Raw genomic sequence first — 14,787 nt, forward strand, 5'->3', positions numbered from 1 at the left:
GGGTTTCCCCTGCAGCGTCAGCCGCGGCCGCGCCCCGTGCGCCCCGATGCCGGCTCGAGAAACAGCTGCCGGAAATAGTTGCGGAACGCGGTCATCGCCGGCGAAAACTCGACGCCCTGTTTCCACCCCAGCCCGATGTTCATGGTCGGCACCGCGTCGCGCAGGTTGATGGTCTCGATGCGCTTGCCCTCCAGCGACCACGGGCGGTAGACCATGTCCGACAGCACCGTCACGCCCAGCCCGTTGGCCACCGTGCTGCGCACCGCCTCCACCGAACTCGTGCGCAGCCGGATCTGCGGCTGGTGCGGCGTCTTGCTCCAGTACTTGAGCGCGGTGGCCGCGGCCTCGTCCACCGTGAGCATGATGTAGGGCTCGGCCGCCACGTCGGCCAGCGTCACCTCGGCCTTGTCCAGCAACGGGTGCTTGGCCGGCACCCACAGCCGGCGCTGCGAGCCGAAGAAGGTTTCGAGCGACAGCTCGCGCAGCACCACGTTCGAGGTGAGCACCACGCCGATGTCGTAGCGCTGCGTGATCAGGCCTTCTTCGATGGCCTCGCGCGCCACCTCGTGCACCTTCACCGTCACCTGCGGGTGCAGCTGCTCGAAGCGCTGCAGGTGGTGCGGCAGGAAGTAGCCCAGCACCGTGTAGCTGGCCGCGATGGTGAGCGAGCCCTCGACGTTCTCGCCCTCGTGCGGCATGCGCACCGCCTCGTCGGCCGCCGACAGCACCGCGTAGGCGTGGCTGAGAAAGCGGCGCCCGGCCTTGGTGAGTTCCACGCCATGCGGGTGCCGCTCGAAGAGCTGCTGCCCCATCAGCTCCTCGAGCTCGCGGATGGCGGTGGTGACGGCCGACTGCGAGATGTTCAGCTGCAGAGCCGCGTGCGAGATGCGCCCCACCTCGGCCACCGCAGAGAAGTACTTGAGCTGGCGAAGGGTCAGGGACATGGCGCCGTCTTCCTAGGGTATTTACGGATACGCGCTGCCCGCCTCGGGCGAAAACCCGATACCGCGCGATCGCTTCCCTCCAGCGTAGCGCCCAATCCGGCGGCTTGCAGCATCTGTTTTTCAGATATCGGGCCGCCTGAAAACAATGCTTTTCGGCCTTTCGACTGCTGGCTAACCTTCGCGCCAACCTGCACCGCCCCCTTGGCGATGCGCACCACACAAAGGCGGGACGACGTGACGAAGACAACGCGGATCGATCTGAATTCCGACATGGGCGAAGGCTTCGGCCCCTGGACCATCGGCGACGGCGTGGACGAGCAGCTCATGCCGCTGATCAGCTCGGCCAACATCGCGACCGGCTTTCATGCCGGCGACCCGAACATCATGCGCAGGATGGTGCTGCTGGCCCGCGAACACGGCGTGGGCATCGGCGCGCACCCGGGCTTTCGCGACCTCGTGGGCTTCGGGCGCCGCCACATCACGGCGCCGGCCGACGAGCTGGTGAACGACATGGTCTACCAGCTCGGCGCGCTGCGCGAGTTCGCGCGCCTGGCCGGCATGACGCTGCAGCACATCAAGCCGCACGGCGCGCTCTACATGCATGCGGCGCGCGACGAGGCGCTGTCGCGCGCCCTCGTCACCGCGCTGCAGCAGATCGAACCCACGCTGCGCCTGTTCTGCATGGAATCGTCCGTCACCTTCCAGGTGGCGCGCGAGCTGGGCCAGCCGGTGGTGCGCGAGTTCTATGCCGACCGCGACTACGACCTGAGCGGCTCCATCGTCTTCACGCGCCGCGTCGGCGCGCTCGACCCCGAGGCCGTGGCCGCCAAGGTGCTGCGCGCCTGCACCGAGGGCGTGGTGCGCACGGTCGAAGGAGAAGACATTGCGATCGGCTTCGACTCGGTCTGCATCCACAGCGACACGCCCGGCGCGCTCGCGCTGGTGCAGGCCACGCGCCGCGCCCTTGCCGACAACGGCATCGAAGTTGCAGGCCTTGCCAAGCCCGTCTGAGTTTTTTCTCGTTTTCTCGATCTTGTTCCAGGAGTGCATCGATGCCCGCTACCCATGAAGTCCTGAGCCCGCTGCCGGGCACCTTCTACCGCCGCTCGGCGCCCGACGCGCCGCCGTTCAAGGCCGAAGGCGACACCGTGGCCGTGGGCGACGTGCTCGGCCTCGTCGAGGTGATGAAGCAGTTCAGCGAAGTCACGGCCGACGCGGCCGGGCGCCTGGCGCGCTTCGCCGTCGAGAACGGCGAGCCGGTCGATCCGGGCCAGCTGCTGGCCGTCATCGAAACGGACTGAGGCAGCTGCCCATGACCGCCGCATTCGACACACTGCTGGTCGCCAACCGGGGCGAGATCGCGGTGCGCATCATCCGCGCCGCCAAGGAGCTGGGGCTCAAGACCGTCGCCGTCTACAGCGACGCCGACGCGCAGAGCCTGGCCGTGCGCATGGCTGACCAGGCCGTGCGCATCGGCCCGGCGCACGCCACCAAGAGCTACCTGAGCATCGACGCGATCCTGCAGGCCGCCGCCGACAGTGGTGCCGGCGCGGTGCATCCGGGCTACGGTTTTCTTTCGGAGAACGCGGCCTTCGCCGAGCGCGTCGAGGCCGCGGGCCTGGTGTTCGTGGGCCCGACGCCGCACGCGATCCGCACCATGGGCGACAAGGCCGCGGCACGTGCCGCCGCCCTGCGCGCCGGCGTGCCCACCGTGCCCGGCAGCGCGGGCGTGGTGACCGACCCCGACACCGCCGTCGAAGTGGCGAAAGACATCGGCTACCCGATCATGATCAAGGCCTCGGCCGGCGGCGGCGGGCGCGGCATCCGCGTAGCGCACGACGAAGCCGAGCTGCGCCAGCAGTTCGCCACCGCCACCGCCGAAGCGCAGGCCGCCTTCGGCAACGGCGAGGTGTACCTCGAACGCTTCATCCGCCAGGCGCGCCACATCGAAGTGCAGATCCTGGGCGACGGCCAGCGCGTGGTGCACTGCTTCGAGCGCGAATGCTCGCTGCAGCGGCGCCGCCAGAAGGTCTGGGAAGAAGCGCCCTCGGCCGCCATCAGCGAGGCCACGCGCGCCGCGCTGTGCGAATCGGCACTGCGGCTCGCAAGCGCCGTGGCCTACCGCGGCGCGGGCACGCTCGAATACCTGTACGACGACGACACGCGCGAGTTCTTCTTCATCGAGATGAACACGCGCATCCAGGTCGAGCACCCGATCACCGAGATGGTCACCGGCGTCGACCTCGTGAAGGAAATGCTGCGCATCGCGCTCGGCCAGCCGCTGCGCCTGCAGCAGGACGACATCCGCCTGAACGGCGCGGCCATCGAGGTGCGCATCAACGCCGAGAACGCGGCGAAGAACTTCATGCCGAGCCCCGGCCTCGTGTCGCAGCTCGTGGTGCCCGGCGGCCCCGGCGTGCGCTTCGACACCTTCCTGTTCCCTGGCTACACCGTGCCGGCCTACTACGACTCGCTGCTCGGCAAGCTCATCGTGCACGACACCGACCGCGCCAGTGCGCTGGCCCGCATGCGCCGTGCGCTCGACGAGTTGCAGGTGGACGGCATCCATACGACGATCCCACTGCACCGCGCGCTGTGCGAGGACGCGGATGTCGCCAAGGCCGAGTTCCATACCGGCTTTCTCGAAACCTGGCTCGCGGCGAATCCACTCGCCGATGCGCCTCCCTTGTTGAAGGTGGCCGCATGACCGCTGCAAGCACCCTCCCCCCGCAAGCCCGCTACAGCTTCGGCGGCGACGAGCACCTGTTCGTCGAGATCAGCGAAGAGATGTCGCTGCCCGCCTTCTTCAAGGGCATGGCGATCTGCAACGAGCTGCGCCGTCGCGCGCTGCCCGGCGTGACCGAGATCTGCCCGGCCAACGCCGCCTACCTCGTGCGCTTCGACCCCGACACGATCGCACCCGACGCACTGCTCGCCACGCTGAAGGAGATCGAGGCGGGCCTGGGCGATGCCGACCTGCAGATGCAGACACGCATCGTCGAGATTCCGGTGCTCTACAACGACCCGTGGACGCACGAGACGCTGATGCGTTTTCGCGAGCGCCACCAGGACCCGTCGAGCACCGACATCGAGTACGCGGCGCGCATCAACGGCCACGCCTCGGTCGAGGCCTTCATCGAGGCGCACTCGTCGGCGCCGTGGTTCGTGTCGATGGTCGGCTTCGTGGCCGGCCTGCCCTTCCTGTTCCAGATGGTCGAGCGCCAGCGCCAGATCCAGGTGCCCAAGTACCTGAGCCCGCGCACCGACACGCCCAAGCTCACGCTGGGCCACGGCGGCTGCTTCAGCTGCATCTACTCGGTGCGCGGCGCCGGCGGCTACCAGATGTTCGGCGTCACGCCCGCGCCGATCTTCGACCCCGCCCAGCGGCTGTCGTACCTCAAGGACCTGATGGTGTTCTTCCAGCCCGGCGACATCGTCAAGTGGAAACCCATCGACCGCGCCGAGTACGACCGCCAGGTCGCGCAGGTCGAGGCCGGCACCTACGCGCTGCGCATCGCGCCCGTGTCGTTCTCGCTCAACGATTTCCTGGCCGACCCCGACGGCTACAACCAACAACTGCTGAAGGTGCTCCATGGCGATTGACGTGCTCAAGCCCGGCCTCGCGACCAGCGTGCAGGACGCCGGCCGCCCCGGCTACTACCACCTGGGCATTCCGCTGTCGGGCGCGCTCGACCAGCAAAGCCTGGTGCTCGCGAACCTGCTGGTGGGCAACGACGAAGGCGCGGCCGTCATCGAAAGCACGCTGCTCGGGCCCGAGCTGCAGTTCGACGCGCCCGCGCTGGTGGCCGTGACCGGCGCCGACGCGAAGGTCAAGCTCAACGGCAACGAAGCGCCGCGCAATGAATCCTTCACGGTGCAGGCCGGCGACAAGCTGAGCTTCGATTTCATGAAACTCGGCGCGCGCATGTGCATCGCCGTGGCCGGCGGCATCGACGTGCCGGTGGTGCTGGGCAGCCGCTCGACCTACGGCCTGGGCGCGTTCGGCGGCTTCAACGGCCGCAAGCTGCTGGCCGGCGACAAGCTCCCCGTGGGCACGCCTTCGGCCAGCGCCCGCGCGGGCCGCACGGTCGATGCGGCGCTGCTGCCGGTGCTCGAGAAGGAAGTGGCCCTGCGCGTGCTGCCGGGCATCTACTTCCACCGCCTGCAGGAGGTGTCGGTGCAAAGCTTCTTCGCCGACACCTGGACCGTCGGCTCCGAGGCCGACCGCATCGGCTACCGCTACAAGCACGGCACGCCGCTGAAGTTCCAGGACCGCACGCCGCCCTTCGGCGCGGGCGACGACCCGTCGAACATCGTCGATGCGGGCTACCCCTACGGCTCCATCCAGGTGCCGGGCGGACGCGAGCCGATCATCCTGCACCGCGATGCGGTGTCGGGCGGCGGCTACGCCATGGTCGGCACCGTCATCAGCGCCGACATGGACCTCATCGCCCAGATGCAGCCCAACCACAAGGCGCGCTTCGTCGAGGTCGACATGGCGCAGGCGCTCGAAGCCCGCGCCGAACGCCGACGACGGCTCGACCGCCTGCGGGCCGCGCTCGCGGCCTGACGCGCGCCCTCTCCCTTTTTCTTCACCGCTGTCACCCAAGGAGTTCTTCATGAACAGCTCGCCCCTGCGCGTTTCATTGATCGCCGCTTCGCTCGCCACCGCCCTGGCGTGGCACGCCCCGGCCTCGGCCGCCGACTGGTTTCCCTACAAGGCCGAGGCCACCGAACCCGCCTTCTCGGCCGAGGGCACGAAGAAATCCATCGACTACACGCCGCTGGCCAAGGCATCGAAGAAGTGGGACATCTGCGTGTCGTTCCCGCACATGAAGGACGCCTACTGGCTTGGCGTGGACTACGGCGTGATCGAAGAGGCCCGCCGCCTGGGCGTGAAGCTGCAGGTGGTCGACGCGGGCGGCTACACCAACCTGAGCAAGCAGGTCTCGCAGATCGAGGACTGCGTGGCGCGCGGCGCCAACGCCGTGGTCATCGGCGCGATCTCGGGCGACGGCCTCAACAACGTCATCAAGGCCACGGCCGCCAAGAAGGTGCCGGTGATCGACCTCGTGAACGGCATCAGCTCGCCCGACCTGTCGGCCAAGTCGCTGGTGTCGTTCTACACGATGGGCCAGTCGACCGGCGAGTACCTCGCCAAGAAGCATCCGGCCGGTTCGCCGCCGGTGAAGGTCGGCTGGTTCCCGGGCCCGGCCGGCGCGGGCTGGGTCGAGGCCGCGCACAAGGGCTTCATGGAGGCGATCAAGAGCAGCGCCGTGACGGTGCTCGACCCCAAGTACGGCGACACCGGCAAGGAGGCGCAGGCCAAGCTGGTCGAGGACGTGCTGCAGGGCAACCCCGACCTCGCCTACGTGGCCGGCACGGCAGTGACCGCCGAGGCCGCCACCGGCATCCTGCGCGCGCGCAACCTCGACAAGAAGGTGCAGGTGCTCTCGTTCTACATGACGCCGGGCGTGTACGAAGGCATCCAGAAGGGCCGCATCGTGGCCGCACCCGCCGACTCGATGGTGATCCAGGGCCGCATCGCGGTCGACCAGGCCGTGCGCCTGCTCGAGAACAAGGACGTGGTGAAGCACGTCGGCCCGAAGATCTTCGTGGTCGACAGCGGCAACATCAAGACCGTGAAGCAGGCCGACATCCTGCCGCCGACCGGCTTCAAGCCGGTGTTCGAGGTCAAGTAAGCCGGCCATGGCTTCCGTGCTGCTGCAGACCCTCGGCCTGGGCAAACGCTACCCTGGCGTGCTCGCGCTCGATGCAATGGACTTCGAGCTGCGCGCCGGCGAGGTGCACGTGCTGTTCGGCGAGAACGGCGCCGGCAAGTCGACGCTGATCTCGCTGCTGGCCGGCGCCAACGTGCCGACGGCGGGCGAGATCCGCATGCACGGCGCGCCGGTGAAGTTCGCCAACGTGCACGACGCGCGGCACCACGGCATCAGCGCGGTGTTCCAGGAGTTCTCGCTGATCCCCACGCTGTCGGTGGCGCAGAACCTGAGCCTGGGCGAAGAGCCGTGCCAGCGCGGCCTGCTCGACCGCGCGGCGGTGCGCGAACGCGCCCGCACGATGCTGGCCGACCTGGGCTTCGAGATCGACGTCGACGCGCCCGTGGCGGGTCTCACGCGCGCGCAGCAGCAGATGGTGGAAATCGCCAAGGGCCTGCGCGGCGAGGTGTCGGTGCTGATCCTCGACGAGCCCACCGCCTCGCTCACCGACACCGAGACGCAGCGCCTGTTCGAACTGGTGGCGCGGCTGAAGGCGCGCGGCGTGGGCATCGTCTACATCTCGCACCGCATGCAGGAGATCGCGCAGATCGCCGACCGCATCACGGTGCTGCGCGACGGCCGCAAGGTCACGACGGTGGACGCGCATGCGACCAGCGCCGACCGGCTCATCGAGCTGATGAGCGGGCGCGCCATCGACAACATCTACCCGCGCATCACGGCCAGTCCCGGCGAGGTGGTGCTGCAGGTCGAGGGGCTGGCCTCGCCCAACGGCGTGCGCCACGCCAGCCTCACGGTGCGGCGCGGCGAAGTGGTCGGGCTCGCGGGCCTCGTGGGCTGCGGCAAGTCGGAGCTGTTCCGCGCGATCTACGGGCTCGACCCCGTGAGCGAAGGCCGCGTGCTGTTCAAGGGCCGCCCGCGCACCGGCGCGACGGTGCGCCAGCTGCTCGATGAGGGCCTGTTCTACCTGCCGCCCGACCGCAAGGGCGAAGGGCTGGTGCTCGGCTTCACCTCGCGCGCCAACATCACCCTGCCCCTCGTGCACGGGCCGCTGCGCGGGCGCGGCGGCTGGCTGCGCAAGCGCCTCGGGCGCCGGCTTTCGACGACGGCCGCCGAGCGCGTCGAGCTCGCGCCGCGCAACCTCGAACGGCCCGTGGGCCTGCTCTCGGGCGGCAACCAGCAGAAGGTGCTGTTCGGCAAGGGCATGACGCGCGACGCCGCGCTCTACGTGTTCGACGAGCCCACGGTCGGCGTCGACGTCGGCACCCGCAGCGCGCTGTACGAGGTGATCCGCAAGCTCTGCGAAGGCGGCGCGGCGGTGGTCGTGATCTCGTCCGACCTGCCCGAGGTGCTGCACCTGAGCCACCGCGTGTACGTGATGTGCCGCGGCGAGATCGCCGGCGAGCTGCACGGTGACGCCATCCAGGAAACCGCCGTGCTCAACCTGTTTTTCGGCCCCAGCGAGAACCCCTCCTCATGACTTCGCCTTCCCTCACCGCCGCCCCGGCGGCCCCCACGCCCGGCCTGGCCGGTCGCGCCCTCGGCCTGCTGCGCAGCCTCTTTTTGCGCCTGGGCGTGCTGCCCTTCATGCTGGTGATCGCCTGCGTGGTGTTCGCCACGCTGTCCGACCAGTTCCTCACGGTGCAGAACCTGGTGAACCTGCTGCGCCAGTCGGTCTACCTGATCCTCGTGTCGCTGGGCCAGATGCTGGCGCTGGTCACCGGCGGCTTCGACCTGTCGGTGGGCACGGTGATGGCGATCACCTCGGTGGTCTCCGCACTCGCCATGCAGGCGCTGGGTGCGGCCTTTCCCGACGCGGCCTGGATGGTGGTGCTCGTGGGCTGCGCCTGCGGGATGCTCGCCGGGCTGGTGGTGGGCCTGGTCAACGGCTTCGGCGTAGCGGTGATCGGCGTGTCGCCCTTCATCGTGACGCTGGGCGTGCAGTCGATCGGCTTCGGCTTCGCGCTGTTCCTCACGGGCGGCGTGCCGGTGTCGGGCATGCCGGCGCAGTTCAGCGAGCTGTTCGGTTTCGGCACCGTGCTCGGCGTGCCGGTGCCGATCCTGGTGACGGCCGTGTGCGTGGCCGGCATGGGCCTGCTCATGGGCCGCCTGCCGACCGGCACGCACCTGCTCGCGGTGGGCGGCAACGCCAAGGCTGCGGCGCTGTCGGGCATCGACACGCGTCGCGTGCTGCTCATGGCCTACCTGCTGTGCGCGGGCCTGGCGGCGGTGAGCGGCCTGCTGCTCACGGCGCGCGTGGAAACCGGCGAGGCCAACCTCGGCGGCACCGTAGCGCTCGAATCGATTGCCGCCTGCGTGATCGCCGGCGTGAGCCTGCGCGGCGGCATCGGCCGCGTGCCCAACGTGGTGATGGGCGCGATCTTCATCGGCCTGGTGCAGAACGGCATGAACCTGGCCAGCGTGGGCTCGTACCTGCAGATGGTGGTGCTGGGCGCGCTGCTGATCGTGGCCGTGGTCGCCGACCAGATCCGCCATCGCATGGTGGCACCGGGCAGCCATTGAGCGCCCCCCAATACAAGCAACAAAGGAATCTCTCATGACAACCAAGACCAACGCCGCCATCGACGCGCGCCGCATCGCCGCCACGCCGCGCGGCGTCGGCATCGGCTTTCCCATCTACGCAGAGCGCGCGCTCAACGCCGAGCTGTGGGACGTCGAAGGCCGGCGCTACATCGACTTCGGCTCGGGCATCGCGGTGCTCAACACCGGCCACCGGCACCCGCGCGTGGTGGAGGCCATTCGCTCGCAGCTCGAGCGCTTCACCCACACGGCCTACCAGGTGGTGCCGTACGAAAGCGTGGTGTCGCTGGCCGAGCGCCTGAACCGCCTCACGCCCGGCACGCACGCCAAGAAGACCGCCTTCTTCACGACGGGCGCCGAGGCGGTCGAGAACGCCATCAAGATCGCGCGCGCCGCCACGCGCCGGCCCGGCGTGATCGCGCTGGGCGGCGGCTTTCATGGCCGCACCTTCATGGGCATGGCACTCACGGGCAAGGTGGTGCCGTACAAGACCGGCTTCGGGCCCTTTCCCGGCAGCATCTTCCACGTGCCCGCGCCGATCGCGCTGCACGGCGTGTCGGTGGACGATTCGCTGCGCGCCATCGACAAGCTGTTCAAGGCCGACATCGAGCCCGAGCAGGTGGCAGCCATCATCCTCGAGCCCGTGCAGGGCGAAGGCGGTTTCTACGCCGCACCGCCGGCCTTCATGCGCGCGCTGCGCGAGATCTGCGACCGCCACGGCATCCTGCTGATCGCCGACGAGATCCAGACCGGCTTCGCGCGCACCGGCAAGTGGTTCGCCATGGACCATCACGACGTGGTGCCCGACCTCATGACGATGGCCAAGAGCCTGGCCGGCGGCACGCCGCTGTCGGCCGTGTGCGGTCGCGCCGAGATCATGGACGCGCCCGCGCCCGGCGGCCTCGGCGGCACCTACGCCGCGAACGCGCTGGCCATCGCGGCGGCGCATGCGGTGCTCGACGTGATCGAGGACGAACGGCTGTGCGAGCGCGCGCAAATACTGGGCGACCGGCTCAAGGCGCGCCTCGAAGGGCTGCGCGCGAAGGTGCCGCAGATCGCGGACGTGCGCGGCCTGGGCGCGATGGTGGCGGTCGAGTTCGCCGGCGCCGACGGCGCGCCCGACCCCGAGTTCACGAAGCAGGTGCAAACCCGAGCGCGCGACGCGGGTTTGCTGCTGCTGACTTGCGGCGTGCACGCCAATGTGGTCCGCTTCCTGTTCCCCCTGACCATCGAAGACGCGGTGCTCGGCGAAGGCCTCGACATCCTCGCCGCTGCATTGCAAGCCTGAGACAAACCACCCATGCCACTGAAACTCCAAGACCCGACCCTGCTGCGCCAGCAGGCCTGCATCGCCGGCGCCTGGGTGAATGCCGACAACGGCACCACCGTCGCCGTCACCAACCCCGCCACCGGCGAGCACATCGGCACCGTGCCCATGTGCGGCACCGAGGAAACCGTGCGCGCCATCGCCGCCGCCGAAAAGGCGCAGAAGGCCTGGGCCAAGGTGCCCGCCAAGGAACGCTCGGCCATCCTGCGCAAGCTCAACGACCTGATGCTCGCGAACGTGGACGACCTCGCGCTGATCATGACCACCGAGCAGGGCAAGCCCCTGGCCGAGAGCCGCGGCGAGATCGCCTACGCCGCCTCGTTCATCGAGTGGTTCGCCGAGGAAGCGCGCCGCGTGTACGGCGACACCATTCCCGCGCCGCAGGCCGACCGCCGCATCCTGGCGCTCAAGCAGCCCGTGGGCGTCACCGCCGCCATCACGCCCTGGAACTTCCCCACCGCCATGCTCACGCGCAAGGCCGGGCCCGCGCTCGCAGCCGGTTGCGCCATGGTCGTGAAGCCGGCCACGCAGACGCCGTTCTCGGCGCTGGCCTTTGCCGTGCTGGCCGAACGCGCGGGCGTGCCCAAGGGCCTGCTGTCGGTGCTCACCGGCTCGGCCAGCCAGATCGGCGGCGAGATGACGCGCAGCCCCATCGTGCGCAAGCTCACCTTCACCGGCTCGACCGAGGTGGGCCGCACGCTCATGAAGCAGTCGGCCGACACGATCAAGAAGCTGTCGCTCGAACTCGGCGGCAACGCGCCCTTCATCGTGTTCGACGATGCCGATGTGGATGCCGCCGCCGAAGGCGCGATGGTCTCCAAGTACCGCAACACCGGCCAGACCTGCGTGTGCGCGAACCGCCTCTACGTGCAGCGCGGCGTGCTCGAGGCCTTCACGCAGAAGCTGGTGGCCAAGGTCAACGCGCTGAAGGTCGGCAACGGCACCGAGGCCGGCGTGAACCAGGGTCCGTTGATCGACGCCAAGGCGGTCGAGAAGATCGAGGAACACGTGGCCGACGCCGTCGCCAAGGGCGGCACCGTGCTCGCGGGCGGCAAGCGCCACGCGCTGGGGGGCCTGTTCTACGAACCGACCGTGATCGGCGGCGCCACGCCCGACATGCTGTTCGCGCGCGAGGAAACCTTCGGCCCGCTGGCGCCGATCTTCGCGTTCGACACCGAGGCCGAAGCCATCGCCGCGGCCAACGACACCGAGTTCGGCCTGGCCGCGTACTTCTACAGCCGCGACATCGGCCGCATCATGCGCGTGGCCGAGGCACTTGAATCGGGCATCGTGGGCGTGAACACCGGGCTGGTGTCGACGGCCGAGGCGCCGTTCGGCGGCGTCAAGCAATCGGGGCTGGGGCGCGAAGGCTCGAAGTACGGGCTCGACGACTTCCTCGAAGTGAAGTACGTGTGCCTGGCGGGGCTGGACAGCTAGGAACGCGCTGCCCGTGACAACGTATCAAGGCGCCTGCCACTGCGGCGCGTGCCGCTTCGAAGTCGACACCGACCTCGACCATGTCCGCAGCTGCAACTGCTCCGTGTGCCGGCGCCGCGGCGCGCTGATTCACCGCGTGCCCGCATCGGCGCTTCGCCTGCTCACGCCGCTGGAAGACCTCACGGTCTATCAGTGGCACTCACGGACCGCACGCGACTACTTCTGCCCCACCTGCGGAATCATGCCGTTCCGGATTCCCAGCGCGCCGACCGCGCAGGAGGCAGCCGAAGGCAAGCTGCCGTTCACGGGATGGGCCATCAATGCGCGCTGTCTTGAAGGCGTGGACCTGGCCAGCGTGCCGGTCCGGCTCGTGAACGGCGCGGACCTGTCCTGAGGCTCAGCTTAGGAGCCAGTGCACGCTGAACAGCCGCTCGGGGTCGGTCCACACCGCCCCGACGCGGAAGCCCGCGCGCACCGCCAGGGCCTGCAGGCCCTCGACGGTGAACTTGTGCGAGTACTCGGTGTGCAGGGTCTCGCCTTCCTCGAACGAGAAGCGCTCGCCGCGCAGCTGCACGCTCTGCGCGCGCCGGCTCACGAGGTGCATCTCGATGCGGCGCATCGGCGCGTTGTAGAAGGCCGCATGCGAGAAGCCGTCGAGGTCGAAGTCGGCCGACAGCTCCGCGTTCGCGCGCCGCAGCAGGTTGAGGTTGAACGCCGCCGTCACGCCCTGCGCGTCGTTGTAGGCCGCGTGCAGCCGGCCGGGGTCTTTCACCAGGTCGACGCCGATGAGCAGGCCGCCGCCGCGCAGCATGCGCGCCGCGAGCTGCAGGAACGCCAGCGCCTCGTCGGGCTCGAAGTTGCCGATGGTCGAGCCGGGGAAGAAGCCCACGCGCCGGCCCGCCCCGGCCAGGGGCGCGGGCAGCACGAGCGGCATGGTGTAGTCGGCCGCAATGGGCTGCACCGCGAGCGCCGGGTAGTCGGCCTTCAGGCGCGCCGCCGCGGCTTCGAGGTGCTCGCCCGAGATGTCGATCGGCAGGTAGCGCTTGGGTGATTCGAGCGCGTCGAGCAGCAGCCGCACCTTGGTGAGCGAGCCCGCGCCGAACTCGACGATCTCGGCGTTCGGCCCGATCTGCGCGGCGATCTCGCCAGCGCAGGCCCCCAGGATGCCCAGCTCGGTGCGCGTGGGGTAGTACTCGGGCAACTCGCAGATGCGGTCGAACAGCTGCGAGCCGGCCACGTCGTAGAAGAACTTGGGCGAGATGTGGCGCGGCGTGCGCGCCAGGCCGGCCTGCATGGCGCGGCCGAACTCGGACCACGGGGCGGTGTCGGGCGGGGTCGCTGCTTCCTGTCGCTGCAGGTGGCTGGCGAGGGCGAACGGGGCGGTCGGATTGCGCATGGTGCTCGGCTCCATCGAGGTGTCGGTCAAAGGTCTTTCGCGAGCCGCAGCCCCGAGAACTGCCAGCGTGCCGCCGGCGGAAAGAAATTGCGGTAGCTTGGCCGCGTGTGGCCGGCCGGCGTGGCCACGCTGCCGCCGCGCAGCACCAGCTGGCCCACCATGAACTTGCCGTTGTATTCGGCCGCGATGCCGGGCAGCGGACGAAAGCCCGGGTACGGGTCGTACGAGGAGCGCGTCCATTGCCAGACATGGCCGCTCATCTGCGCGATGCCGGGCGCGTCGAAGGCGGCCTCCCATTCGAATTCGGTGGGCAGCCGCGCGCCGGCCCATTCGGCATACGCGGCGGCCTCGTAGAAGCTCAGCTGGGACACGGGTGCGTCGGCCTCCATCGGCCGCACGCCGTGCAAGCCGAACACCTGCCAGCCGGCGGGCGCGGCAGGACCGCCGCCCGCGCCGAGCGTGGCGATGCGCGGGTCGTCGGCTTCGAGCCAGTAGGCCGGGTGGCGCCAACCCTGCGCCTGCACCGTGGCCCAGCCGTCGGACAGCCACAGCTCGGGCCGGCGGTAGCCGCCGTCGGCGATGAACTGCGCGTAGTCGCCGCAGTTCACCAGCCGGTCGGCGATGGCGTAGGGGCGCAGCAAGGCGGTGTGGCGCGGCGTCTCGTTGTCGAAGCAAAAGCCTTCGCCCGCATGCCCGACCTCGACCGTGCCGCCCGGCTGTTCCAGCCAGCGCACCTCGGCCGGCACGGCGGCCAGGCGCCGCGCGGGGCCGCTCGCGGGCTTGTACGCCGGCAGCAGCGGGTTGCACGACAGCGCATGCAGGATGTCGGTGAGCAGCAGCTCCTGGTGCTGCTGCTCGTGGTTCAGCCCGAGCGCGACGATGGCCTCGATGGCCGCCCAGTCGAGCGCCTCCGGCGCCGCCAGCAGCGCGAGCACCGCCTCGTCGACATGGCGGCGGTAGGCGTGCACTTCGTCGAGCGAGGGCCGCGTGAGCAGCCCGCGCTGCGGCCGCGGGTGGCGCGGGCCAAGCGCTTCGTAGTAGGAGTTGAAGAGGTAATGAAAACGCGCATCGAAGGGTCGGTACCCCGCCGCATGCGGCTGCAGCAGCACGGTCTCGAAGAACCACGTCGTGTGCGCCAGGTGCCACTTGGTCGGACTGGCGTCGGGCATCGACTGGATGCACTGGTCCTCGGCGGACAGCGGCGCGGACAGCGCCACGCTGGCGGCGCGCACCGTGCGGAATTGCTCGCGCAAGGCGCTCGCCACGGGGGCGATCGGCCGGGAAAACGTCATGGTGTCTCCAGTCGGGTGAGCCAGAAGTTTTAGCCCATACCGGCGACAAAAGCACGTAGGACAAGACGCCGCCGCCGCGCCGCCGCGGGAGCCCGTCCTGCGCGCAAGCGGC

The 14,787-nt window shown here is 69.6% G+C and carries 14 protein-coding genes; 11 read left to right on the forward strand and 3 right to left on the reverse strand.

The window, feature by feature from the left end; all coding sequences use genetic code 11:
* Window positions 1-17: 17 nt before the first annotated feature.
* On the reverse strand, window positions 18-944 hold the full coding sequence (locus tag AC07OX_RS26505; RefSeq protein WP_070062541.1) for a LysR family transcriptional regulator: 927 nt from the start codon (window positions 942-944) through the stop codon (window positions 18-20).
* 234 nt (window positions 945-1,178) lie between these two features.
* Here AC07OX_RS26505 and AC07OX_RS26510 point away from each other — a divergent pair, with 234 nt between their 5' ends.
* The 11 genes from AC07OX_RS26510 to AC07OX_RS26560 are packed head-to-tail and all read left to right on the forward strand — an operon-like array spanning window position 1,179 to window position 12,381.
* Window positions 1,179-1,955, forward strand: a complete 777-nt coding sequence (locus tag AC07OX_RS26510; RefSeq protein ID WP_495260354.1) for a 5-oxoprolinase subunit PxpA — start codon at window positions 1,179-1,181, stop codon at window positions 1,953-1,955.
* 41 nt (window positions 1,956-1,996) lie between these two features.
* Entirely contained in the window at window positions 1,997-2,245 is a 249-nt protein-coding gene (locus tag AC07OX_RS26515) for an acetyl-CoA carboxylase (RefSeq protein ID WP_495260355.1), read from the forward strand.
* Between the two features lie 11 nt (window positions 2,246-2,256).
* Window positions 2,257-3,651 carry an acetyl-CoA carboxylase biotin carboxylase subunit gene (locus AC07OX_RS26520; RefSeq protein WP_495260356.1) on the forward strand — a complete coding sequence of 465 codons (1,395 nt, stop codon included), beginning with the start codon at window positions 2,257-2,259 and terminating at the stop codon, window positions 3,649-3,651.
* Entirely contained in the window at window positions 3,648-4,547 is a 900-nt protein-coding gene (locus AC07OX_RS26525) for a 5-oxoprolinase subunit B family protein (protein ID WP_495260357.1), read from the forward strand. Before AC07OX_RS26520 ends, AC07OX_RS26525 begins: the two co-directional genes overlap by 4 nt.
* On the forward strand, window positions 4,537-5,514 hold the full coding sequence (locus tag AC07OX_RS26530; protein ID WP_495260358.1) for a 5-oxoprolinase subunit C family protein: 978 nt from the start codon (window positions 4,537-4,539) through the stop codon (window positions 5,512-5,514). The genes AC07OX_RS26525 and AC07OX_RS26530 overlap by 11 nt, the downstream gene beginning before the upstream one ends.
* A gap of 49 nt (window positions 5,515-5,563) precedes the next feature.
* A complete protein-coding gene (gene torT / locus AC07OX_RS26535; protein ID WP_495260359.1) occupies window positions 5,564-6,646 on the forward strand; it encodes a TMAO reductase system periplasmic protein TorT in 1,083 nt (360 codons plus the stop codon).
* A gap of 7 nt (window positions 6,647-6,653) precedes the next feature.
* On the forward strand, window positions 6,654-8,162 hold the full coding sequence (locus tag AC07OX_RS26540) for a sugar ABC transporter ATP-binding protein (RefSeq protein ID WP_495260360.1): 1,509 nt from the start codon (window positions 6,654-6,656) through the stop codon (window positions 8,160-8,162).
* Window positions 8,159-9,205, forward strand: a complete 1,047-nt coding sequence (locus AC07OX_RS26545) for an ABC transporter permease (protein ID WP_139705676.1) — start codon at window positions 8,159-8,161, stop codon at window positions 9,203-9,205. The genes AC07OX_RS26540 and AC07OX_RS26545 overlap by 4 nt, the downstream gene beginning before the upstream one ends.
* 34 nt (window positions 9,206-9,239) lie before the next feature.
* Window positions 9,240-10,511: a 4-aminobutyrate--2-oxoglutarate transaminase gene (gabT, locus tag AC07OX_RS26550; RefSeq protein WP_495260361.1), complete on the forward strand. Its 1,272-nt coding sequence runs from the start codon at window positions 9,240-9,242 to the stop codon at window positions 10,509-10,511.
* A gap of 12 nt (window positions 10,512-10,523) precedes the next feature.
* The gene (locus AC07OX_RS26555; protein WP_495260362.1) at window positions 10,524-11,987 is read left to right on the forward strand and encodes an NAD-dependent succinate-semialdehyde dehydrogenase; all 1,464 of its coding nucleotides are present in this window, start codon (window positions 10,524-10,526) and stop codon (window positions 11,985-11,987) included.
* A 13-nt stretch (window positions 11,988-12,000) separates the two neighbouring features.
* Window positions 12,001-12,381, forward strand: a complete 381-nt coding sequence (locus AC07OX_RS26560) for a GFA family protein (RefSeq protein ID WP_495260363.1) — start codon at window positions 12,001-12,003, stop codon at window positions 12,379-12,381.
* Between the two features lie 3 nt (window positions 12,382-12,384).
* Here AC07OX_RS26560 and egtD read toward each other — a convergent pair whose 3' ends face one another.
* Entirely contained in the window at window positions 12,385-13,383 is a 999-nt protein-coding gene (egtD, locus tag AC07OX_RS26565) for an L-histidine N(alpha)-methyltransferase (RefSeq protein WP_495260364.1), read from the reverse strand.
* A gap of 26 nt (window positions 13,384-13,409) precedes the next feature.
* Window positions 13,410-14,675: an ergothioneine biosynthesis protein EgtB gene (gene egtB / locus AC07OX_RS26570; protein ID WP_495260365.1), complete on the reverse strand. Its 1,266-nt coding sequence runs from the start codon at window positions 14,673-14,675 to the stop codon at window positions 13,410-13,412.
* Between the last annotated feature and the right edge of the window lie 112 nt (window positions 14,676-14,787).

It is taken from the genome of Variovorax sp. GW821-FHT09D07 (genome assembly GCF_059416345.1).

What these genes read in the sequence shown, in the direction of transcription:
- AC07OX_RS26505 (WP_070062541.1), bottom strand. Translation starts at nt 944, where the DNA reads ATGTCCCTGACCCTTCGCCAGCTCAAGTACTTCTCTGCGGTGGCCGAG.
- AC07OX_RS26515 (WP_495260355.1), top strand. Translation starts at nt 1,997, where the DNA reads ATGCCCGCTACCCATGAAGTCCTGAGCCCGCTGCCGGGCACCTTCTAC.
- AC07OX_RS26520 (WP_495260356.1), top strand. Translation starts at nt 2,257, where the DNA reads ATGACCGCCGCATTCGACACACTGCTGGTCGCCAACCGGGGCGAGATC.
- AC07OX_RS26525 (WP_495260357.1), top strand. Translation starts at nt 3,648, where the DNA reads ATGACCGCTGCAAGCACCCTCCCCCCGCAAGCCCGCTACAGCTTCGGC.
- AC07OX_RS26530 (WP_495260358.1), top strand. Translation starts at nt 4,537, where the DNA reads ATGGCGATTGACGTGCTCAAGCCCGGCCTCGCGACCAGCGTGCAGGAC.
- torT (WP_495260359.1), top strand. Translation starts at nt 5,564, where the DNA reads ATGAACAGCTCGCCCCTGCGCGTTTCATTGATCGCCGCTTCGCTCGCC.
- AC07OX_RS26540 (WP_495260360.1), top strand. Translation starts at nt 6,654, where the DNA reads ATGGCTTCCGTGCTGCTGCAGACCCTCGGCCTGGGCAAACGCTACCCT.
- AC07OX_RS26545 (WP_139705676.1), top strand. Translation starts at nt 8,159, where the DNA reads ATGACTTCGCCTTCCCTCACCGCCGCCCCGGCGGCCCCCACGCCCGGC.
- gabT (WP_495260361.1), top strand. Translation starts at nt 9,240, where the DNA reads ATGACAACCAAGACCAACGCCGCCATCGACGCGCGCCGCATCGCCGCC.
- AC07OX_RS26555 (WP_495260362.1), top strand. Translation starts at nt 10,524, where the DNA reads ATGCCACTGAAACTCCAAGACCCGACCCTGCTGCGCCAGCAGGCCTGC.
- egtD (WP_495260364.1), bottom strand. Translation starts at nt 13,383, where the DNA reads ATGCGCAATCCGACCGCCCCGTTCGCCCTCGCCAGCCACCTGCAGCGA.
- egtB (WP_495260365.1), bottom strand. Translation starts at nt 14,675, where the DNA reads ATGACGTTTTCCCGGCCGATCGCCCCCGTGGCGAGCGCCTTGCGCGAG.